A 19,907-nucleotide genomic window follows, 5' to 3' on the forward strand; every position below is an offset into this window, starting at 1 on the left:
GATAATGGTAATCTTCCTTCTCTCCAAAGAAATGTATTAGATTTCCTTGGTATTATTGATTTATTACGTCTAATTTATGCAAAATAATTAATCATCTTTGTAAGGATTTGTAATCCGTTAGGTATGATTCCTTACATTTTGAATTGCTCGGATGATCGCTGATCCCGCGGCGACTGACAGGTCTCAGGGTCGTCAAGCTCCTCATGAACGTTTTTTTATCTTTACAAAGGCATACATAGGTTGTAAGGCTATTATACTTTTTAAGGGTAATGCGTCTGCCTGAGGGGGAAGGAAATGAAAAAAAGCTAATCGTTTTTTGTAAAAATATTGTATTTTATCCTTTTGTCGAATGAAGCAGGAATTTGCCTTTGAGACACGAATAATATGTATACTCGTATTTTTAGAATTTTTTATGATAATGACCGCAACTTTTCGTTCCCCGGCCGGTACAATGTAATATGGCGGTCCGGGAATAATCCGCAGGTGGAGGAGGTTCGCCTGTCATGACTGATTCCCAATTAATACGTGAGATAAAGGATGGCAATGTCGAGCTGTATTCCGAGCTTATGCGGCGCTATCAACGTAAAATATTAGCTTTTATATATCATATGCTGAAGAGTGCGAAGCTTGAGCTGCTGGCTGAGGATTTGTGCTCCGAAACCTTTTATAAAGCCTATCGCAGTCTACATTCGTTTCGTGAGCTGGATGCTTCTTTTTCGACATGGCTATATACGATAGCTCGAAATACGGTGCTCAGCGAGCTCCGCAAGCAAAAATCAGCACATGTATCGCTTGATGAATCCGGATTCGAGCCTGTTGCTGCGCTTGATGCGGTACCGGAGCAGCATGTTTTGCGGAATGAACGAATGGCAATGGTACGCGAAGCGATAAACAATCTGCCAGAGAAACAACGCTCAGCACTTATTCTTCGGGAATATGACCAGCTGGACTATCAAGAAATCGCTAATATTTTGGGACAAACGGTCAGTTCTGTTAAATCATTGCTTTTCCGAGCCAGAGCAAGCGTAAAGACGCAGCTAGAGCCATATTTCGGACAAACGCCGATGATGGAAGAATTCGAAGGGATGAATACGAGATGAATTGCAACGATGCGCAAGACAAATTCGGCGAATATTGGGATTTATCTGAGCATGATGAGGATCGTCTGGCGATAGACACTCATCTGCAGGAATGCACGGAATGTGCGGAACAGTTCCGTCTTTGGGAAGAGAGCGAAGATATGATCCGCTTTCTTTCGGAGGAAGAGGATACTTTAGGTCCGACCGAGCATGTAAATCGCAGCGTAATGGATCGCATTTATGCGGAGGAATCCTGGTTGATGCCTGTTTCGCACAAAAGCTATCATTTCTCCAAATCATTCCGTCGAAATCTTGCGTTAATCATTGCAGCTTGCATGGCTATGTTTGCTAGTGCATTTTTTGTATTCATATTTGATAACCAGGGAGGCTCTCTAGCGGAAGTTGCCGAGCTAAGCGGATTGATGGATACGGCGAACGCTTCTGGCGAAGGGGTAGTGACTGCTGGATTTTATGCTGAGGTTCCAGTTGCCAGCATCAGTGATCCATTTGTTCTAAAGGTTATGCCTGCCTTTCCGCAATACTATGTGGCATTGTCATTGCTTGGCATTATTATGACGCTGCTTATTTTAAACTGGCTGTCAAGAACGCGCAGTTAATGGTGTTTTTCGTAAAGCTCCTTCGGGAGCTTTTTGTTGTATCTATCATGAAAAAGGAGCTGGATATAGAATTGTTGATTGGATTAGTACGTCATGGCAAGACGGATTGGAATGCCGAAGGGAAAATTCAAGGACAGACCGATATACCGCTTAATAAAGAGGGAATAGCGCAAGCCATCGCATTAGCTGAGCGGCTTAGCGGTGAAGAACGAATTTGGGATGCTGTCGTGTCCAGCGATCTATTGCGTGCATACGCGACCGCGCAGATCATAGCGGAGAAGCTGGAGCTGCCATTGCTGGATAGCGATCCGCGACTTAGAGAACGTTACTTTGGTGAGGTTGAAGGAACGAAGGAGCAGGAGCGCCATGCTCGCTGGGGCAAGGATTGGCGAAACGCAGCTGAGGGTGTTGAGCCGGATGCTGATGTTAGAGCCCGCGGCATATGCGCACTACAACAATGGCAGGTTGAGCAACCTGACCGGAACTTGCTCGTTGTATCTCATGGCAGCTTCCTTGCGCAATTGCTGGCAGAGCTTTGCACAGAGCTTGAAGATCAGCATTTATCCAACCTTTCTTACTCGATTTTAGAGCATAGGAATGAGAAATGGCATCCGCAGCTCTACAACTGCACCTTGCATTTAAATCCATAAACGGATCGTCAAAGAGTTTCGACTTCATCACTATGAAGGCGAGACTCTTTTTTTTGTTCAAACTCCGCGCAAACTAGGTTATAAAAAAATAGATATTTTCCCATAATGATATTAATTGACGCTTATCCATTACACAGTACGCTTACGATTCGGGCCAATAGCAGCAGATAAAGCGGCTTTTGCAGAAAGGAGAGAGCTATGAATTTATCGGATATGCTAGGTTATGCAGACATTCAACAGCTTAGCAGAATTGCTGATGTTTACCGTTGCGAGTGCAACGGAAATTCCAAAAACGATTTGATACAGTCCATTCTCTCTACCGTAAGTCGGAATGATGTCTTTGAAGCGCAAATAAGCAGCATGAAGCTGGAGGATTTACGTTTCCTGAATTCCTTGCTGTTCGAAGCGCGAAACTCCTTTAGTCTGGAGGACTTGATCGCTCGTGTGCAGCAAAGCAGATTCGGGGAAGAAACTGTTAAACCGGAGCCAGAGCCGCCCAAAAAATCAAAACGAGCAAAAAAACAGGCGGAAGCAGTCGATAAACCGCTTAGCCCAAGGGAAATGATTGCAAAGTTTAAGCACCAGGGCTGGTTGTTTAACGGATTCAGTGGTCCGAGCAGGTATTTGTTCCAGGTGCCCATCGATATGAAAGCCAGGTTTCGCAATACGCTGGCAAAGCGATTTGCCGCGAACCTGCAATACACCGACGAGCCGCCTGTTTACCGGGATGAGCAAATGCTGCTTCAAGAAGATATGACACAATTGCTTCATTACATACGGCACAATGAAGTTCAGCTAACGGCAGATGGCTCGATGTACAAAAGATTTACGATTCAGCTGCTTGATCAGTTCGGCGTTCAGGAGGAGCTTCCAGCCAAAGGAGCTTGGCGCTTTGGCTATGGCAGGCACTTCAACCAGTATCCGAATCGAATGTCTTTCATCTACGATTATTGCTATTACGCTAAGTATATTAGCGAGAATGAATCGATACTGACGGTCACCGGTGCTGGAGAGGAACGCATATTAAACAAGCCTTCTGGCGAAGGAGAGCATATCTATCGGTTTTGGCTGAAGCTATATAAGTCACCGATTACGCATCTGCTATCACTCGTACATTGGATCCACGCACTTGCAGACGAATGGGTGACTGTGGAATCGCTGCGAAGCGTGCTCGTTCCGTTCATTAAGCCTTACTATTATGACGATGCAAATACGATCCTGGAACAGCGCGTCATGACGATGATGGTTCATTTAGGACTGCTGCGGCTTGGCGAGCATCCCGTCTATGGGACTGTTGTAAAAATGACGAAAGCGGGCAGAGCCATCGTGTCTGGCGTCAGCATAGAGGAATCCGGACCGATAACGCTGCGATGACTTTTTTATCCGCTCTTGGTGTACACTCAAATATAAGCTAGAGTTTAGGATAAAGCTTGGCGTACTACTTATATTTGAAGGAGCAGAGGAGCGGATAAAAAGATGTTGATACCTTACAAAGGCATAATGCCAAACATTCATGATGATGTGTACATAGCAGAAGGCGCCAAGATTATTGGCGATGTTTCGATCGGGGAGAAAAGCACCGTTTGGTTTAATGCGGTGCTGCGGGGAGATCTCGCTCCTATAAAGATTGGTCACAGCTGCAACATACAAGATAGTGTCGTCGGTCACTTGAATACAAATCAGCCTTTAATACTAGATAATGAGGTATCTATCGGACATGCCGCTATTATACACGGCTGCACGATAGGCAAAGGCACATTAATTGGAATGGGGGCAATCGTACTTAACGGCGCAGACATTGGTGAATATGCTTTAATAGGAGCCGGTTCGATTGTTACAGAGAATAAAAAAATACCACCCTATACTCTATCTATCGGTTCACCCGCCAAAGTCGTAAGAGAATTGACAGAGGACGATCTACAGCGCATGAGAAAGACGATGGAGAGCTACGTGACAAAGGGAATAGAATATAGGATCTCTTAACGCCGGTTTGGAGGTGTATCCTATGGACAAAATGAAAGTAGCGTATGAAGCGATGCTAGGTTTGGCCGCAGAATTTGTGCTGGACGATGCGGTATTGAAATTTCAAACCAATCAAATCTATACGGCAATAGACAAAGCACTGGCCGCAGGTGACGAGGATACGTTTTACCGTCTCGCGAAACAGTTGAATGCTCTCAAAAAATAGCGTTCGTCGTACTAGACTATTTTTTGGCGATGATCGCAATAAGCTTTCCTTCCTAAGTGAACGTATTCGTTCACTTCATGGGCAGGAAAGCTTTTTTTTCGGAATATAGCATTTGGCAATCCACAGAAATAAAGTTAACATAGAAGCAGTCATGTTGGTGAATGCTGTTATTATGTAAGGAGTGAGTGTTAAAGGATGAAGTTCAGTGAAATTTCGAAGGAGCAGTGGGAGGAGCTTAGTCCCTATTTGGACACCTGCCTGCTGCCGGTAACCGGAATGGTTGACCCAATGCAGCCTTACGAGGCGACAGAGCGGCTTGAGCGGCTTAGGGATTTGCTCGATTTAATTGAAATACCGTTTAAAGGACGAGTGGTCACTTATCCAGCCTGGCATTACGTTTGCGATAGCGAAAATTTTGCAGCTCATGTCGAGCAGTGGTGCGCATCGGTGAAGCAGGCAGGCTTCCGTTACGTCATCGTAGTTACGCCAAATATGGAGCTCGTCGTCGATAGTCCGTCTGTTGATCTATGCTTTCGGCCGACAGATGAAGGCCAATTGCCGCTTCAAGCGGATGTATCGAATAGTATTCGATCATTATGGAGCGGACAAGCTACATAAACTTCTTGAATTTGCCGTATAATATGATCAAAATTTGGGGAAAACAAATGCCAGACAAGGTCAAATGTGACAAAATGATAACAAATTATTGAACGATAAATTGATAAACGTTCAAATATGAAGCCATATTCTTGACGCTCCCAAGCACCTAGGCTATTATAAGTTATGTCCTAGTTCGTCATGTGTTTTTGCCCTGCGGCAAGACGCGAGATATGGTTGGCAAAGGGGGTTAGAACAGAAGATGAGTAACCATGAACAACACGAGACCGCGCATCGACCGGTTCAGCGCAAAGAAATGTCCCGGCGTCAATTTTTGTCATATACGCTCGGCGGCACAACTGCATTTATGATGGGTGGCGCGGTATTGCCAATGGTTCGTTTTGCAGTGGACCCACTCCTTGTGAAGAAGGGTGAGGGTACTTACGTAAAAGTTGTGGAAGAGAGCAAAATTACGAACGAACCGCAAGAATTTAAATTTAAAATTCATCAGGTCGATGGTTGGTACGTAAGTGATCCTGAGCTTGCAGCTTGGATTTCAAAGGATGCTAATGGTAAAATTTTTGCACTTTCTCCAGTTTGTAAGCACTTGGGCTGTACAATTGGCTGGAACACGAAGGGTCAAAATGAATACGATTGTCCTTGTCACGATGCCCGCTACACGAAAGATGGGAAAAACATTACGGTTGCACCAAATCCATTGGATGAATACGAAGTGAAGGTTGAAGACGGATTCGTATACTTGGGTCCAGTAATGCCGAATACAAGAACGTAAGGAGGGCGTATTGCAGATGTTTAAAAGTGTATACAACTGGATCGACGAACGTCTTGACATTACGCCGCTATGGAGAGATGTAGCTGACCATGAAGTGCCTGAGCACGTCAACCCGGCGCATCATTTCTCTGCGTTCGTTTATTGTTTCGGCGGCTTGACGTTTTTCATCACAGTTATTCAAATTTTGTCCGGCATGTTCTTGACGATGTATTATGTTCCAGACATCATTAACGCTTATGCGAGCGTTGATTACCTGCAGCACAAGGTTGCATTCGGTCAAATCGTTCGAGGCATGCACCATTTTGGGGCAAGCTTAGTTATTGTAATGATGTTCCTACATACCCTTCGAGTATTTTTTACCGGTTCTTACAAGGCACCGCGCGAGATGAACTGGGTTGTCGGAATGCTGATCTTCTTCATTATGTTAGGCCTTGGGTTCACAGGCTACCTGCTGCCTTGGGATAACAAAGCTTACTACGCAACAAAAGTTGGTGTCCAAATTGCTGAATCCGTACCGGTAATCGGACCATATCTCGCTTCCTTCCTATACGGGGGCGATATCGTAGGCGCGCAGACGCTAACTCGTTTCTTCGCGATCCATGTATTCTTCTTGCCTGGCGCGTTGATTGCCATGTTGGCAGCGCACTTTATCATGATTCGGAAACAAGGTATTTCGGGACCACTTTAAGCGAAGGGAGGCTTACTTATGGCGCATGGTCATAATTCGAATGAGAAGGTTGTCTTTGTAGGCGACTCGCGTGTTAAGAAAAGCAACCATCCGAATATTCCTCCGGACTATACATCGTTCCCAGGTAAATCGGAAGCATTTATTCCGAACTTCCTGCTTAAGGAATGGATGGTTGGCTGCGTTGTGTTGGTCGGCTTTCTAGTATGGGTTATTGCAGAGCCGGCTCCGCTTGGCTATCCAGCAGATCCAACGAATGCGGCTTTCATACCGATGCCGGACTGGTATTTCTTGTTCTTGTATCAATTTTTGAAATACCCATATGTATCGCAAGATTACATTTTGCTTGGTACGGTAGGTATACCGGGTGTTATGTTCGGCGCATTGCTGCTTGCACCGTTTTTGGACACAGGCAAGGAGCGTCGCTTCTACCGTCGTCCAATAGCATCCTCATTAATGGGGCTAACGCTTATCGCATGCGTGTACTTGACAGTTATTTCTTGGGACCACTACCAGCACCAGCTGGAAATCAACGGTCAAGTGCCAGAGCATCATGAACGTGAAGAGAAAGCTCGCGAAGCTGCGGAAGCAGGTAAAGAGCGTCCGAACTACACGAAACCAACAGTTGAAGCTTCTCTTGTTGATGCGAATGATCCAGCAATGGACATCGCTAAGCAAGCGCAATGCGTTAGCTGTCACGCAGCAGACCTGAAGGGTCAAGGCTCAGTGCCAGGCTTGGTTGGCGTAGGCGACAGATTGTCGAAGGAAGAGCTTGTTGAAGTAGTTACGAACGGTCGTAACGGCATGCCGCCTTTTGCTGAAAAATTGTCTGCCGAAGAAATCGACCAGCTCTCAACTTGGTTATCCAAACAAAAAGCGGCTGCAGAATAAACCGTTTATAAAAACCTGATCGTATTACACGGTCAGGTTTTTTTCTCGAATTGAACAATCCAGCTTATGTCGAAGGAGTAGTGGTTCATCATGCTCACTTATTTCTGGAGCCGCGAATTTTTGCTTAGCCGGCCTTTTTTGTGGCTGCTTTTTCTTGTCAATTTGGGTGGGACAATCTATGGATACATATGGTACGAAGCGCAACTTATAGATACGCTGGATAATCATCCCGTATGGCAAATTGTATTCGTTCCCGATTCGCCGACGGCAAGCTTGTTTTTTACGATAGCTCTTCTCTATTTATTGTTTCCGCCTCATAGGTCATATGGTCTTGTAAGGGTCGGCCGCAGTATGATAGAAGCATTGGCTGTCGTATGCTCCGTTAAATACGGCATATGGGCCGTCTCCATGATCGCAGCGGGAGCGTGGCAGGGCGCTGAACTGAACTGGCAGCATTACATGCTCATTGCCTCCCATTTAGGTATGGCTTTCGAAGCTTTGCTCTTTTTCCGTTTTATGAAGGCGGGGGTTTTGTCTCTAATATTGGCTGCTTGCTGGCTGCTTCTAAATGATACGATGGACTACACATTTGGAATCTTCCCGTATCTAGCGAAGCAATTGCATGATGATTTGCCAGCTGTACGTGCTTTTACATATGGTTTATCCCTCTTTAGCCTAGGCGCTGCTTTGCTTGTGTGGCGTTTTAGAAAGAAGGTATAACGCTCTACATCCCCTCATAGATTGATCTATGGGGGGATGTCCATGAAGATACGATTTATTGTTCCATTCGTCATATGTATTGTCATGACGATTGGTTATGCCGGTTCAGTATGGGGCAGCAGCGCATCGATTAGCCTGAATGCGCCTCTGTTATCATCAAGTCCATACAAGCAGCTGCAGCGAATGGATGAAATGGCAAGCTCATTATATGAAGCAGCTTACACAAATAACCGTCAGACAAGCTTTCAATATGTTCAGCAGCTCAAGCTCATTATTGAAGGCGGGCTAAAGCAAGCAGCAGGAAATCCAGAAGGCTGGTCAGCTGTCGCTCAGGATTTAAACGCGATCGAGCAAACGCTTGTAAGCGGTGCAGGCAGGACAAGCTGGTTAATGGAAGCGGCTCGCATAAGATTGGCTGCAGATGCGCTCATTCGGCCTGAGCATGCCTTATGGCTGCAATACGAGCGAGTCATGTTGGATGATTTATCGCGAGTAGAGAAAGCGTGGAAACGCCAATCGAACGATGGAGCGATAGCGGCTCGCGCAACACTTTCAAGCTTACAGGAGCATGCCAAGCGGATTGAACCGGCGATGGACATGCTTTATGGCAGCAAGCGGGAGACAGAGCTGACTGAACGAATACAATATACAAATAAGCTGCTGGAAGCTAATATTCATAATATTACAAACGAAGCGATGATTAACCGCTCCCTGACGGCGCTAAAGGAATCGCTCATTCGCTTGTTTGATCAGAGCGGGCGAGAGGATGCATTGCCGACTGTAGCAGCAATCCCAACCTCCAATCCTCTTAGCTGGACGCTTTTTTTAGGTGCTCTTATATCCGCCATACTCACCTATTCAGGTTGGAGGAAATATAAAGCAAATCCGTTTGGCGTAAAGAAGGTACCGAAGTAGGGAAGGTTAATCTTCTTTAAACCCTTCGCCAAGCACATCATGCACTTCATTTATAACGATAAAAGCTCTGGGGTCGATATTGCGAACAATCGTTTTTAGACGGTGAATTTCCTGCCGCTGGACGACGCAATAGACGACCTCTTTTTGCTGGCCGGAGAAAGCGCCTTTTGCTGGAATAAGAGTGACGCCGCGATCCAGCTCTATCGTAATTTTTTTGGAAATCGCTTCTCCGTGCTCAGATATGATGGAAAAGGCTTTGGCTGCATATGCGCCGTCTTGAATGAAGTCAATCAGCTTTGATGCGATAAACACGGTTACAAGCGTATAAAGGACCTTCTCGATTGTAATATAGAACAAAGAAATACCAATGATAACAGCATCAAATGACAAAATAATTTGTCCCATGCTCATTCCCTTTGACCGTGAAATGATCCGAGCGATAATGTCTACGCCGCCTGTCGTTCCGCCAAAACGAAAAACGATTCCAAGGCCGATGCCCAGCGATACGCCAGCATAGAGAGCAACGAGCATATAATCATTTGTGCTGTGGAATGGAACGATCCAGTTGCGGTTAATCAGCTGCTCAATGAGCGCGAGGAAGAAGGATAATGAGACGACCCCGATCAGAGTATACATCATTTGGCCGCGTCCAAGCGCCTTCCAGCCGAGAAAGAACAAGGGGATGTTAAGTACTAGTGTCGAGACGGAAAGAGGGAAGCCGGCCGCATAATTGAGCAGAATGGCAATGCCTGTTACGCCGCCCTCCATTAATTGATTCGGAATGACAAAATAATGCAGTCCGAAAGCATAGATTGCGGTGCCGATCATTATGGGTATTATCAAACGCAATTGCTGCAGCATTTTAGCCATTCCGGACCACTTCCTATTCCGTACAGATATGAATCCTTATCGTAACCATATGCAATTAGCGACTGGTCAACATTTACTTACAAGTAGTATGGCTTAATATCGTCATTCGAAAAACATTGATTTTAAATATGTCTTTACGTTAACATAAGGGAGTATAGCTATCGACAGAAAGGAAATGTATCGATGTCGGAAAAAACATTGTCAGATATTCAGCGAGAAGTAGATGATTACATTTCTCAATTTAAAGAAGGCTACTTCAGCCCGCTTGCCCTGATGGCCAGAATGTCAGAGGAAGTAGGAGAGCTTGCTCGCGAAGTGAACCACTTCTATGGGGAAAAGCCCAAAAAGGCCGATGAGGCGGATAATTCCGTTGAGATGGAGCTGGGCGATATATTATTTATTCTTTCTTGCTTTGCAAATTCGCTCAATATTGATTTAACGGAAGCGCATAATAAAGTTATGCATAAATTTGCGACTCGCGATGCAAATCGGTGGACGAAGAAAATAACCGAACTGTAAACAAGCTCCCAACATATGCTGTACCATCAACCTGTGTACAAGGAGGATGGGCGGATGGATGGAGAGAGCTGCATCAAGAGAGCTTATGAATTCATCTTTAACAGCGATTTCGAGCAAGCGATATATTGGTTCGAGCAAGCGATAGAAGCTGAGCCAGACAATGCTTTTTATTATCATACATGCGCCGTATCATGCGCGCGCAGCGGAAAATGGGCGAAAGCCATGCAGTACGCGGAGACTGCATTAAGGCTCGATCCCGAGCATGCCGAATACAAATATCATTTGCAAACGGTTGAAGCTAGAATCCTTCTTGCTGAAGCGGATCTTCTGTTAGCGAAGGTACCGCCTAAGCTGGTCGAAGCGGCGGAGCTTTTGGATCGTGCAAGTACGCTTGACCCCTTGAGCTTTGATGCGTTCTATACGCTTGGTGTGATATATGCTGCGCTTAATCAATATGATAAGGCGGCAAGCAACGCAAGAGAAGCGATGCGGCTTGATCCAAGCCATTCGGCAGCTAGAAGGCTGTTTGCCGACGTAAATCGAAAGCGGCGCATGCTGCATATGCGCATAAATGTTCAAAAAAGAAAAAGAAACAGGTGATAAGCATGACGACACAAAAAATACGAGTAGCAGTAGCTGGCGCAAGCGGGAGAATGGGGCGCGAGGTTGTCAAAATGGTGCTGGAGGACGAGACGCTTCAATTGGTAGCGGCTGTCGCTCCTTCAGCCGGTCCTGTTGATGCAGGTTTGTTTGCCGGAAAGGCTAATACCGGAGTTATCGTAAGCGCTACGCTTGAAGAAGCGCTCAGCAGTGCGCAAGCCGATGTGCTGGTTGATTTTACGGTACCGCAGGCAGCTTACAGCAATACTAAAACTTCAATTGGATTTGGCGTTCGTCCAATTATCGGGACAACCGGATTTACGCCTGAACAAATCGAAGAGCTGGACGAGCTTTGCCAAGAGAAAGGGATCGGCGGCTTAATCGCGCCAAATTTCTCTATCGGAGCAATATTAATGATGAAATTCGCGGCTGAGGCTTCAAAATATTTGCCGCATGTGGAAATTATCGAGTATCACGGCGATCAGAAGCTGGATGCGCCTTCAGGCACTTCCATCAAAACAGCAGAGCTGATCTCGCAGGTGCGCAAGGAGCTGCGTCAAGGCAATCCACAGGAGGAAGAAGTAATAGAAGGCGCGCGCGGCGGCTACTATAATGGATTCCGTATACATAGCGTAAGGCTTCCAGGTGTTTTTGCACAGCAGGAGGTTGTATTTGGCGGCAACGGTCAAACACTTAAGATCCGCCATGATTCATATGATCGCGCAGGATATATGCCAGGCGTCAATGTAGCGGTGAAGAAGGTTATGACTTACAGCGGTTTAATCTACGGCTTCGAACATATTATGGATTAGTTTTATCAGGCAGCAGGAGAGGGGAACGGCATGTTGAACATTGCATTTATTGCACATGATCGCAAGAAAGAGGAAATCGTAAATTTTGTAATCGCATATGAGAAAGTATTTGTGCCGCATAAGCTTTATTCGACTGGTACGACCGGTTCTCGCATTATGGAGCAAACAAGCTTGTCCATCCATCGGTTCATGTCGGGTCCGCTCGGCGGCGACCAGCAGATCGGAGCGTTAGTGGCACAGAACGAGATGGATTTAATTATATTTTTGCGCGATCCTCTAATGGCTCAGCCTCATGAGCCGGACATTATCGCTTTGCTTCGTCTATGCGACGTACAGGGCATTCCGGTTGCGACTAACGTTGCGACAGCGGAATTGCTTGTCAAGGCGCTTGAGCGCGGCGATTTCGGATGGCGCGAGCTTGTTCACAAATATAAACCCGGTATCGAAGAATGACAGAAGCGCTTGATATTCTCGTTTTTGGCGCTCATGCGGACGATGCCGAGATTGGAATGGGCGGGACAATCGCAAAGCATGTACAAGCTGGCTTCAAGGTTGGCGTGTGTGACTTAACGGAGGCCGAAATGTCCTCCAACGGTACGGTGGAGCTGCGCAAGCAAGAAGCGGCTGCCGCCGCAAGCGTACTTGGGCTTAGCATGCGGTCAAATCTTGGACTGCCGGATCGAGGCTTAGAGCCTTCCAGAAATCAAATTGAGCTAATTGTATCTGAAATTCGTACACTTAAACCGCGTGTCGTATTTGCGCCATATTGGGTGGACCGTCACCCTGATCATATGGCAGCCAGCCAATTGATTGAGGAGGCCGTCTTTAATGCTAAGCTTCGACGGTATTTGCCTGAGCTGCCTGCGGTGCAAGTCTCGCAGCTTATTTATTATTATATAAATGACGCGGACCAAGTGTCCTTAATCGTTGATATTAGTGATTTCCATGAAACTAAGCGTAACGCGCTATTAGCTTATCGTTCGCAATTTGATGCAGCAGCCGGATCAGATCGTGTGGCGACGCCGCTCACAAATCGTTATGTGGAGCGTGTGGAAGCGCGTGATTCGCTGCTTGGACAAGCAAGAGGCTGGGCGTATGCCGAGGGCTTTGCTTTGAAACGCCCTCACGCCGTACAATTTTTTTGACAATTCGTACAGCTCTTGTGTAATACAATAGTTATACGTGATGAACACAGGAGGCGCGACAACCGTGGCGAGAAAATTAAAAATAGGCATAACCTGTTATCCCACCTTGGGCGGTTCGGGAGTCGTGGCTACCGAATTAGGCAAGCTTCTGGCTGAACGCGGCCATGAAATTCATTTTATAACACACAGTATTCCTTTTCGTTTAGGTCACTTTAATAAAAATATTTTTTTCCATGAAGTTGAAGTCAATGATTATTATGTGTTCCGTTATCCGCCGTATGATTTAGCTTTGGCTAGCAAGATGGCGCAGGTGGCAAAAATGCAGCAGCTTGATCTGCTTCATGTACATTATGCAGTACCCCATGCGGTTTGTGCCTATTTGGCGAAGCAAATGAACGGGGATGGGCTTAAGACGGTGACGACGCTGCATGGTACCGATATAACTGTGCTGGCGCAGGATGAATCGTTAAAAAATCTGATTCGCCTTGCCATTCATCAAAGCGACGCTGTTACAGCCGTGTCGAAGGATCTAATCAATGAAACAAGGCAGCTGCTCGATATTACGACGCCTATCGATTTAACGTATAATTTTGTCGATAAGCGCGTGTATTATCCACGTGATGCGGTTTCGCTTCGTGCTAACTACGCGGCGCCAAACGAGAAGATTTTAATGCATATTTCTAACTTCCGCCCAGTGAAGCGTGTTGGCGATGTGGTCGATATTTTCGCCCGCGTAACGGAGAAGGTTCCGTCAAAGCTGCTGCTCGTAGGCGAAGGTCCGGAGCTGTCCAAAATTCAGCATCGGATCATGCAGCTTGGCCTTGAAGATCGGGTTCATTTCCTTGGGAAGCAGGAGGATGTTGCACAGGTCATTTCGATGGCAGATGTGCTGCTTCTTCCTTCAGAGAAGGAAAGCTTCGGCTTAGTAGCGCTTGAAGCGATGGCCTGCGGCGTTCCGACGGTCGGTTCGGATGCAGGAGGCATTCCTGAGCTTATTACGCACGGGGAGACCGGTTTCTTGTCGCCTATCGGCGACGTAGAGGATATGGCCAAAAATGTCGAGCGGCTGCTTACTGACGAGAAGCTTCATAAGCAGTTTAAACAAGCCTGCATGTTCCGAGCAAGAAATGAGTTTTGCAACGATGTCATTACTACGCAATATGAGCAAATTTATTATCGGGTGCTTGGCATTGAGGCAGACTTGCCGATTGCTGTGTGCAGCGATTAATCGATAAGCTGCTGCCAAGGAAGGTGAGTGTTATGCGGCTTTCGTTTCCAGAACCGATTTTATCCGCATTGCCCATCGTTCAGCGGCTTCGAGAGCAACATTTCGAAGCCGTCTTTGTCGGCGGCGCAGTGCGGGATACCGTATTAGGCTTGACCATTAAAGATGTCGATATCGCTACTTCAGCCCGTCCGGAGCAGGTGCTCGAGCTCTTTGAGCGCTGCATACCAACGGGCTTGCAGCATGGTACGATTACGGTTATCCAAGGCGACATTACTTATGAAGTCACGACGTTTAGGCAGGAGTCCGCTTATGAGGCGCATCGCAAACCAGAGAGCGTGCTTTATATTACGGAGCTGGATGGCGATCTATTAAGGCGGGATTTTACGATGAACGCTATGGCGCTTGGCGAGGACGGGGAGCTTTATGATCCGTATGGCGGAATTTATGATTTGCAAAATAAAACGCTCCGCTCGGTGGGCGATCCGGAGGCTCGCTTCCAAGAGGATGCGCTGCGCATGCTTAGAGCCGTTCGTTTCATCGGAGTATATGGGCTTACGCCTGCTTTTCGAACATGGAGAGCCATCATACGCCATCGCGAATTGTTGAAATTTATCGCAATGGAACGCGTGCAGGTCGAGCTTGATAAAATGCTCGCAGGAGCCGCTCCGCAGAGAGCGCTTCATTATGCGGCTGCTAGCGGATTGCTTTTTCACATAAAGGAACCTTTGCTCGATGAAACAGCATTCGCATTGAAGGAAGCTGATCGTACAGCAGAAGCGAAGAGGTTGTATAGTAGGCTGCATGAGCTGCAGTCGGTCGATTTGCGCTGGGCTGCGATTGCTATTGGCTTGCGATTGTCAATCGATGCTGCAAGGCAAGCACTTCAAGTGCTTCGATTCTCGAATACGCGCAGCAAAGTGATTTCAACGATCGTAGAGATCCACAAGGCCATGCAAAGCATCTCACAGCAAGTAAATGAACGCGAGCTGCATGCCCGCTGGCTGGATGTCATTATCCGTTACGGGAAGCATCATGCGAGTGAATGGCTTGAGATCATGCGCAAGGTCAATCCAGCTTCTCAGACCTTCTCAATTGACCTTCTAAGCCGTTTGAACGGATGGCTTGAAGCTATTCCTGTATCAACGCTCAAACAGCTTAAAATAAGCGGTAGAGATTTAACGAATCATTTGCAAAGGGAACCTGGGCCTTGGGTAAGCGATTATTTGGGTCGATTGCTGCTTATGGCAGCTCTAGAACAGCTTGATAATAATAAGGCAGCCCTTCTTCAGCAAGCAACGCTGTGGAATAAGGAGAGGGACTAAGGAGTCAGTCCTGCTGTGAATTCAATAGGAGGTGGAATAACTTGAATCATGAATCCTTGCTTCGATTGTTTGAGGACAGGCCGGGTGAGTACATATCAGGAGAGAGCATGAGCCAAGAGCTCGGCGTGAGCAGAACCGCGATTTGGAAGCAGATCCGCAAGCTAGAAGCAGCGGGATATCAATTTGAAGCGTCCAGACGGCTTGGGTATCGCCTTGTTAGCGTTCCGGATTACCTTTCAGTAGAGCAGTTGACTAATCGCTTGGAAACAAGCGTTTTTGGCAAAACGATTCATTATTTCGAAACGGTTGAGTCGACGCAAAATCTTGCGCGTGCCGCAGCTGAAGAAGGAGCGGCAGAGGGGACGCTGTTCCTCGCTGAGCAGCAATTGAGCGGACGTGGCCGGATGGGACGCAATTGGGTATCGCCCCGCGGCAAAGGGGTTTGGATGAGCATGGTGCTGCGACCATCCGTGCCGATTCATTTTGCGCCGCAGCTAACCTTGTTGACGGCTGTTGCGCTATGCAGAAGTCTTAAGCGGATTACCAGCTTGCCTATCGGCATCAAATGGCCAAACGATTTGCTCATCGAAGGCAAAAAAATTAGCGGAATTTTGCTTGAATCTGCTGCTGAGGATGAACGGCTTCGATACGTAATCGCCGGCATCGGCATTAGCGTTAATCTAGAGCAAGACGATTATCCTGCGGAATTGCTGGAGAAGGCAACGTCTCTTCGCATTAATGCTGGGCACAAGTGGATACGTGAGGATGTCATCGCCGATTTTCTGAAGGAGTGGGAGCAGCTTTATTTTCTTTACCAGGAGCAGGGCTTTAGTCCAATTATCACGCTTTGGGAAGCGTTGTCGGTATCGCTTGGCAAGCCAGCACGGCTCATAACGCCGCAAGGGGATATTACAGGCATTCCTATTGGTCTTGATGAAAGCGGCGCTATTCGAATCGAACTGTCGGATGGTACGGTGAAGCCTGTATTCTCAGCAGAAATGGGCGAACCTCTATAGTGGATTTCAGAACGTTTACGAATTGCAAAAAGTTTGGTAAACTATATTCATCAGGCGGTATTCAATGGAAGCTGCACTGATGACGAACAAAAAAATAAGTAAATGGTTGGGAATGCACACTCTGCTCTGAGCCGAAGGGACCGAGACAGAAGGAAGCACAACAAGCAAACGTTTCCTTTTCAGTTTGGGGACCTTTTTAGCAGCGGCTAAAAGGTTTTTTTGTGTTTATCCTATCATTGAACGGGGGATGAAAGCTGATGAGGAAACGACTGACAATTACGAATTTGAAGAAGATGAAGCAGGACCGCAATGCGATTTCCGTATTGACAGCTTATGATTATCCTTCAGCCAAGCTTGCTGAAGAAGCAGGAATCGATGTTATTTTGGTTGGCGATTCGCTCGGGAATGTCGTGCTTGGCTATGATACGACCATACCCGTAACGATCGACGATATCGTTTATCATACAAGAGCGGTTGCTAGGGGAGCCCAGCAAACGTTCATCGTAGCCGACATGCCGTTTATGACTTATGGCATCGGCCGCGAGTCAACGCTGCGCAATGCAGCAAAGATTATGCAAGAAGGCGGCGCTCAAGCGGTAAAGCTTGAAGGCGGCGAAGAGATCGCTTCTGACGTAGCAGCGCTCGTGAAAGCAGGCATTCCCGTAATGGGCCATATTGGTCTTACGCCTCAATCCGTCCATCAGTTGGGCGGCTATAAGGTGCAAGGCAAGCTTGATTCGGAAGCCGAGCAGCTTATCAAGGATGCGAAGGCGCTGGAGCAAGCAGGTGCATTCAGTATCGTAATTGAGCTTGTAACCGAATCACTGGCCACCATGATCAGCGATGTTCTCACCATACCGGTTATCGGAATTGGGGCAGGACGCGGCTGTGATGGACAGGTGCTCGTATATCATGATATTTTGCAATATTCATCGCCATACTTTGAGAAAAGATTCGTGAAAACTTATGCAGATATTGGTACCACAATTAGAAATGCCATTCAAGCTTATGTCGATGAAGTAAAAACGGGTACTTTCCCTGCAGAAGAGCATGTGTTCACAGCAAAGCCTGCAGCAGCGCTTCCTTCTTTATACGGCGGTGCTGACACCAATGCGAAGAACGATGGGCAAGCTGATAACAGCCAGCCAAAGAAGGAGGTTCCACTGCCATGATCATTTGCCGAACGAAAGCAGAGCTGAAGCAGCAATTGACGAGCCTCCGCAAAGAGAATGAAAATGTTGGGCTTGTTCCAACGATGGGTTTTTTGCATGAGGGTCATGCCTCGCTATTGCGTCAAGCACGATCTGAATGTGATGTTACTGTTCTGAGTATTTTCGTTAATCCGCTGCAATTCGGGCCAAATGAGGATTTGGATCGCTATCCGCGCGATGAGAAACGGGATCTGGCTATTGCTGAGGAATGCGGTGTTGATATTGTATTTATGCCTTCCGTCGAGGAAATGTACCCTAACAAGCCGCTCACGACGGTCATCGTCAATCAAGTTACAGATCGTTTATGCGGGGCGTCAAGACCAGGGCATTTTGATGGAGTAGGAACGGTTGTCAGCAAGCTCTTTCATTTGGTTTCGCCAGATCGGGCTTACTTTGGCATGAAGGATGCGCAGCAAGTAGCGGTTATTGAACAAATGGTCCATGATCTTAACTTCCCAGTCCAGATCGTACCTTGCCAAATCGTGCGCGAGCCGGATGGTCTTGCCCTAAGCTCTCGGAATGTTTACCTAAACGCCGAGCAGCGCAGTCAGGCCGTTATTTTGTCCAGAACGCTACAGGAAGCCTCTGATTGGATGGCGGAGCCGGATCTGACGGTTGAACGCCTTCAGGCAAAGGTAAAGGTTCAATTGAGCAAAGCAAGCGAAGCGGTAATCGATTATGTGGAACTGCTTTATTATCCTTCCTTGCAGGCACCGGTGGCATCTGCTCTTATCGCATCCATTAATCAGCCTTTAATATTGGCGCTTGCCGTTAAATTTGGCGCAACTCGTCTTATAGATAATCAATTACTACAGGCAGCGGAGGTGAATGAGCATGTTCAGAACGATGATGAAATCCAAGCTGCATCGGGCAACCGTTACAGAAGCGAACCTGAATTATGTAGGTAGCATTACGATCGATGAAAATTTGATGGATGCAGCCAACCTATGGGAAAATGAAAAGGTCCAGATCGTTAACAACAACAACGGTGCGCGCTTCGAGACTTACGTCATCACCGGCGAACGCGGCTCAGGCGTTATTTGCTTGAATGGAGCAGCCGCAAGGCAGGTACAGCCAGGCGATCAGGTTATTATTATTTCCTATGCGATGATGACGGATGAAGAAGCTAAGCAGCACAAGCCAATCGTCACCATTCTCGATGCCAATAATCATCCTCTGCAGATTTTGAATGAAGAACTGCATGCGACAATCCTGTAACTTGCGAAATGGCAACGTTAATCCCTCCGTTATGTAACGATTGGGACACCGTATGAAAAGCGACGTTTAAACAAAAAATGAACATAACACTCCTTAATTCTCTGGCGAAGGCGGGATGCGGTATGTTCCAGCATATGTTTTCATCCATGAACGACATGCTTGATCAAATTATTGAACAGTATGAGGGTGCAGGTGCAAAGGAAAAGCAGCATTACGAAGAACAAATGGTACAATTGAAAAAAGTTAGCGATACATTTATAGAGCAGTGGCTTGAATTCGAGGAGAAATTTGCTGTCTTCAAGGAGCAGCAAAGTGATCTTGCCACAGCTCCGAAGCCACAGATGGAAGCTGCAGAGCAAAGCCTGCCTGCTTCATCAGCAGTACCCTGTAGTTTAGCCGATTTAGAAATACCAAATGAGCTTGCAGCAATTATATCCAAAGGTCAAGGCTATTATAAGTTATTTATGTTCTCGCACGCAGCGGTACAATTTCAAACGGCTATTTTGCAATCGCCGGAATGTAATTTGGCTAGACTATTTTTGGGGATGACCCAGATGCATCTTCAAAATTGGAGTGAAGCACAGCGCCATTTTCAATTGCTGATTGCGTTGACGGACTTCCCCAAATGGCTGGCTATGGGCTATAATGCGCTAGGGTGCATTCAAGCGGTGCATATGAATTTGGCGCAAGCGGAGCAATTATTCATGAAGGCTTACGATGTATGTCCAAGCTTCAAAGATCCGCTTAACAATTTGAAGTCTTGCCAAGAAACACCCAAGCAATTATCGTTATATTTCGGAAGCACGGAGCTGTGCTGTTTGTGAGAGGATC

Annotated in this window: 25 protein-coding genes; 24 read left to right on the top strand and 1 reads right to left on the bottom strand. The window is 46.8% G+C overall.

Annotated features, from left to right (window positions below; genetic code table 11):
• Nucleotides 1-503: 503 nt before the first annotated feature.
• From AC1TPC_RS04600 to AC1TPC_RS04655, 12 genes are all read left to right on the top strand, one after another.
• Nucleotides 504-1,100 carry an RNA polymerase sigma factor gene (locus AC1TPC_RS04600; protein ID WP_169081711.1) on the top strand — a complete coding sequence of 199 codons (597 nt, stop codon included), beginning with the start codon at nt 504-506 and terminating at the stop codon, nt 1,098-1,100.
• A complete protein-coding gene (locus tag AC1TPC_RS04605) occupies nt 1,097-1,696 on the top strand; it encodes an anti-sigma factor (RefSeq protein ID WP_482065685.1) in 600 nt (199 codons plus the stop codon). The genes AC1TPC_RS04600 and AC1TPC_RS04605 overlap by 4 nt, the downstream gene beginning before the upstream one ends.
• 71 nt (nt 1,697-1,767) lie before the next feature.
• On the top strand, nt 1,768-2,346 hold the full coding sequence (locus AC1TPC_RS04610; RefSeq protein ID WP_482065686.1) for a histidine phosphatase family protein: 579 nt from the start codon (nt 1,768-1,770) through the stop codon (nt 2,344-2,346).
• A 198-nt stretch (nt 2,347-2,544) separates the two neighbouring features.
• Entirely contained in the window at nt 2,545-3,720 is a 1,176-nt protein-coding gene (locus AC1TPC_RS04615; protein WP_482065687.1) for a hypothetical protein, read from the top strand.
• Between the two features lie 102 nt (nt 3,721-3,822).
• Complete coding sequence (locus AC1TPC_RS04620; RefSeq protein ID WP_482065688.1) at nt 3,823-4,329, top strand: gamma carbonic anhydrase family protein; 507 nt, start codon at nt 3,823-3,825, stop codon at nt 4,327-4,329.
• Between the two features lie 22 nt (nt 4,330-4,351).
• Nucleotides 4,352-4,534, top strand: coding sequence for an IDEAL domain-containing protein (locus AC1TPC_RS04625; RefSeq protein WP_169081707.1), 183 nt, complete (start codon nt 4,352-4,354; stop codon nt 4,532-4,534).
• Between the two features lie 195 nt (nt 4,535-4,729).
• Nucleotides 4,730-5,152, top strand: coding sequence for a DUF2487 family protein (locus AC1TPC_RS04630; RefSeq protein ID WP_482065689.1), 423 nt, complete (start codon nt 4,730-4,732; stop codon nt 5,150-5,152).
• 241 nt (nt 5,153-5,393) lie between these two features.
• On the top strand, nt 5,394-5,924 hold the full coding sequence (locus AC1TPC_RS04635; RefSeq protein WP_482065690.1) for a Rieske 2Fe-2S domain-containing protein: 531 nt from the start codon (nt 5,394-5,396) through the stop codon (nt 5,922-5,924).
• 16 nt (nt 5,925-5,940) lie between these two features.
• The gene (qcrB, locus tag AC1TPC_RS04640) at nt 5,941-6,612 is read left to right on the top strand and encodes a menaquinol-cytochrome c reductase cytochrome b subunit (RefSeq protein ID WP_053376377.1); all 672 of its coding nucleotides are present in this window, start codon (nt 5,941-5,943) and stop codon (nt 6,610-6,612) included.
• Between the two features lie 18 nt (nt 6,613-6,630).
• Nucleotides 6,631-7,500: a c-type cytochrome gene (locus tag AC1TPC_RS04645; protein WP_482065691.1), complete on the top strand. Its 870-nt coding sequence runs from the start codon at nt 6,631-6,633 to the stop codon at nt 7,498-7,500.
• An 87-nt stretch (nt 7,501-7,587) separates the two neighbouring features.
• Nucleotides 7,588-8,220, top strand: coding sequence for a DUF1405 domain-containing protein (locus tag AC1TPC_RS04650; protein WP_482065973.1), 633 nt, complete (start codon nt 7,588-7,590; stop codon nt 8,218-8,220).
• Nucleotides 8,221-8,262: 42 nt separating this feature from the next.
• Nucleotides 8,263-9,135: a sporulation protein YpjB gene (locus AC1TPC_RS04655; RefSeq protein WP_482065692.1), complete on the top strand. Its 873-nt coding sequence runs from the start codon at nt 8,263-8,265 to the stop codon at nt 9,133-9,135.
• 6 nt (nt 9,136-9,141) lie between these two features.
• Here the strand turns inward: AC1TPC_RS04655 and AC1TPC_RS04660 are convergent, their stop codons facing one another.
• Nucleotides 9,142-10,005 carry a YitT family protein gene (locus tag AC1TPC_RS04660; RefSeq protein ID WP_482065693.1) on the bottom strand — a complete coding sequence of 288 codons (864 nt, stop codon included), beginning with the start codon at nt 10,003-10,005 and terminating at the stop codon, nt 9,142-9,144.
• A gap of 183 nt (nt 10,006-10,188) precedes the next feature.
• Here AC1TPC_RS04660 and AC1TPC_RS04665 point away from each other — a divergent pair, with 183 nt between their 5' ends.
• The 12 genes from AC1TPC_RS04665 (at nt 10,189) to AC1TPC_RS04720 (ending at nt 19,900) form a co-directional block, all read left to right on the top strand.
• On the top strand, nt 10,189-10,524 hold the full coding sequence (locus tag AC1TPC_RS04665; protein ID WP_169081701.1) for a nucleotide pyrophosphohydrolase: 336 nt from the start codon (nt 10,189-10,191) through the stop codon (nt 10,522-10,524).
• Nucleotides 10,525-10,578: 54 nt separating this feature from the next.
• A complete protein-coding gene (locus tag AC1TPC_RS04670; RefSeq protein ID WP_482065694.1) occupies nt 10,579-11,124 on the top strand; it encodes a tetratricopeptide repeat protein in 546 nt (181 codons plus the stop codon).
• A 5-nt stretch (nt 11,125-11,129) separates the two neighbouring features.
• Nucleotides 11,130-11,936 carry a 4-hydroxy-tetrahydrodipicolinate reductase gene (gene dapB / locus AC1TPC_RS04675; protein WP_482065695.1) on the top strand — a complete coding sequence of 269 codons (807 nt, stop codon included), beginning with the start codon at nt 11,130-11,132 and terminating at the stop codon, nt 11,934-11,936.
• Nucleotides 11,937-11,966: 30 nt separating this feature from the next.
• Nucleotides 11,967-12,389 (top strand): methylglyoxal synthase, encoded by a 423-nt coding sequence (gene mgsA / locus AC1TPC_RS04680; RefSeq protein WP_482065696.1) that lies wholly within the window; start codon nt 11,967-11,969, stop codon nt 12,387-12,389.
• Nucleotides 12,386-13,081, top strand: coding sequence for a bacillithiol biosynthesis deacetylase BshB1 (gene bshB1 / locus AC1TPC_RS04685; RefSeq protein WP_482065697.1), 696 nt, complete (start codon nt 12,386-12,388; stop codon nt 13,079-13,081). The genes mgsA and bshB1 overlap by 4 nt, the downstream gene beginning before the upstream one ends.
• Before the next feature lie 64 nt (nt 13,082-13,145).
• The gene (gene bshA / locus AC1TPC_RS04690; protein ID WP_482065698.1) at nt 13,146-14,309 is read left to right on the top strand and encodes an N-acetyl-alpha-D-glucosaminyl L-malate synthase BshA; all 1,164 of its coding nucleotides are present in this window, start codon (nt 13,146-13,148) and stop codon (nt 14,307-14,309) included.
• A gap of 32 nt (nt 14,310-14,341) precedes the next feature.
• Nucleotides 14,342-15,631 (top strand): CCA tRNA nucleotidyltransferase, encoded by a 1,290-nt coding sequence (locus AC1TPC_RS04695; protein WP_482065699.1) that lies wholly within the window; start codon nt 14,342-14,344, stop codon nt 15,629-15,631.
• A gap of 41 nt (nt 15,632-15,672) precedes the next feature.
• Nucleotides 15,673-16,647, top strand: coding sequence for a biotin--[acetyl-CoA-carboxylase] ligase (locus AC1TPC_RS04700; RefSeq protein ID WP_482065700.1), 975 nt, complete (start codon nt 15,673-15,675; stop codon nt 16,645-16,647).
• A gap of 257 nt (nt 16,648-16,904) precedes the next feature.
• The gene (gene panB, locus AC1TPC_RS04705; protein ID WP_482065701.1) at nt 16,905-17,819 is read left to right on the top strand and encodes a 3-methyl-2-oxobutanoate hydroxymethyltransferase; all 915 of its coding nucleotides are present in this window, start codon (nt 16,905-16,907) and stop codon (nt 17,817-17,819) included.
• Nucleotides 17,816-18,766 carry a pantoate--beta-alanine ligase gene (gene panC / locus AC1TPC_RS04710; protein WP_482065702.1) on the top strand — a complete coding sequence of 317 codons (951 nt, stop codon included), beginning with the start codon at nt 17,816-17,818 and terminating at the stop codon, nt 18,764-18,766. Before panB ends, panC begins: the two co-directional genes overlap by 4 nt.
• The gene (panD, locus tag AC1TPC_RS04715; protein WP_482065703.1) at nt 18,693-19,076 is read left to right on the top strand and encodes an aspartate 1-decarboxylase; all 384 of its coding nucleotides are present in this window, start codon (nt 18,693-18,695) and stop codon (nt 19,074-19,076) included. Before panC ends, panD begins: the two co-directional genes overlap by 74 nt.
• A 122-nt stretch (nt 19,077-19,198) precedes the next feature.
• Nucleotides 19,199-19,900: a hypothetical protein gene (locus tag AC1TPC_RS04720; protein ID WP_482065704.1), complete on the top strand. Its 702-nt coding sequence runs from the start codon at nt 19,199-19,201 to the stop codon at nt 19,898-19,900.
• Nucleotides 19,901-19,907 lie beyond the last annotated feature (7 nt).

The organism is Paenibacillus sp. Y280 (assembly GCF_056786335.1).

Excerpts from the sequence above, each read along its gene's own strand:
- AC1TPC_RS04600 (WP_169081711.1), top strand. The coding sequence starts at position 504 with ATGACTGATTCCCAATTAATACGTGAGATAAAGGATGGCAATGTCGAG.
- AC1TPC_RS04605 (WP_482065685.1), top strand. The coding sequence starts at position 1,097 with ATGAATTGCAACGATGCGCAAGACAAATTCGGCGAATATTGGGATTTA.
- AC1TPC_RS04615 (WP_482065687.1), top strand. The coding sequence starts at position 2,545 with ATGAATTTATCGGATATGCTAGGTTATGCAGACATTCAACAGCTTAGC.
- AC1TPC_RS04620 (WP_482065688.1), top strand. The coding sequence starts at position 3,823 with ATGTTGATACCTTACAAAGGCATAATGCCAAACATTCATGATGATGTG.
- AC1TPC_RS04625 (WP_169081707.1), top strand. The coding sequence starts at position 4,352 with ATGGACAAAATGAAAGTAGCGTATGAAGCGATGCTAGGTTTGGCCGCA.
- AC1TPC_RS04630 (WP_482065689.1), top strand. The coding sequence starts at position 4,730 with ATGAAGTTCAGTGAAATTTCGAAGGAGCAGTGGGAGGAGCTTAGTCCC.
- AC1TPC_RS04635 (WP_482065690.1), top strand. The coding sequence starts at position 5,394 with ATGAGTAACCATGAACAACACGAGACCGCGCATCGACCGGTTCAGCGC.
- qcrB (WP_053376377.1), top strand. The coding sequence starts at position 5,941 with ATGTTTAAAAGTGTATACAACTGGATCGACGAACGTCTTGACATTACG.
- AC1TPC_RS04645 (WP_482065691.1), top strand. The coding sequence starts at position 6,631 with ATGGCGCATGGTCATAATTCGAATGAGAAGGTTGTCTTTGTAGGCGAC.
- AC1TPC_RS04655 (WP_482065692.1), top strand. The coding sequence starts at position 8,263 with ATGAAGATACGATTTATTGTTCCATTCGTCATATGTATTGTCATGACG.
- AC1TPC_RS04660 (WP_482065693.1), bottom strand. The coding sequence starts at position 10,005 with ATGGCTAAAATGCTGCAGCAATTGCGTTTGATAATACCCATAATGATC.
- AC1TPC_RS04665 (WP_169081701.1), top strand. The coding sequence starts at position 10,189 with ATGTCGGAAAAAACATTGTCAGATATTCAGCGAGAAGTAGATGATTAC.
- AC1TPC_RS04670 (WP_482065694.1), top strand. The coding sequence starts at position 10,579 with ATGGATGGAGAGAGCTGCATCAAGAGAGCTTATGAATTCATCTTTAAC.
- dapB (WP_482065695.1), top strand. The coding sequence starts at position 11,130 with ATGACGACACAAAAAATACGAGTAGCAGTAGCTGGCGCAAGCGGGAGA.
- mgsA (WP_482065696.1), top strand. The coding sequence starts at position 11,967 with ATGTTGAACATTGCATTTATTGCACATGATCGCAAGAAAGAGGAAATC.
- bshB1 (WP_482065697.1), top strand. The coding sequence starts at position 12,386 with ATGACAGAAGCGCTTGATATTCTCGTTTTTGGCGCTCATGCGGACGAT.
- AC1TPC_RS04695 (WP_482065699.1), top strand. The coding sequence starts at position 14,342 with ATGCGGCTTTCGTTTCCAGAACCGATTTTATCCGCATTGCCCATCGTT.
- panB (WP_482065701.1), top strand. The coding sequence starts at position 16,905 with ATGAGGAAACGACTGACAATTACGAATTTGAAGAAGATGAAGCAGGAC.
- panC (WP_482065702.1), top strand. The coding sequence starts at position 17,816 with ATGATCATTTGCCGAACGAAAGCAGAGCTGAAGCAGCAATTGACGAGC.
- panD (WP_482065703.1), top strand. The coding sequence starts at position 18,693 with ATGTTCAGAACGATGATGAAATCCAAGCTGCATCGGGCAACCGTTACA.
- AC1TPC_RS04720 (WP_482065704.1), top strand. The coding sequence starts at position 19,199 with ATGTTCCAGCATATGTTTTCATCCATGAACGACATGCTTGATCAAATT.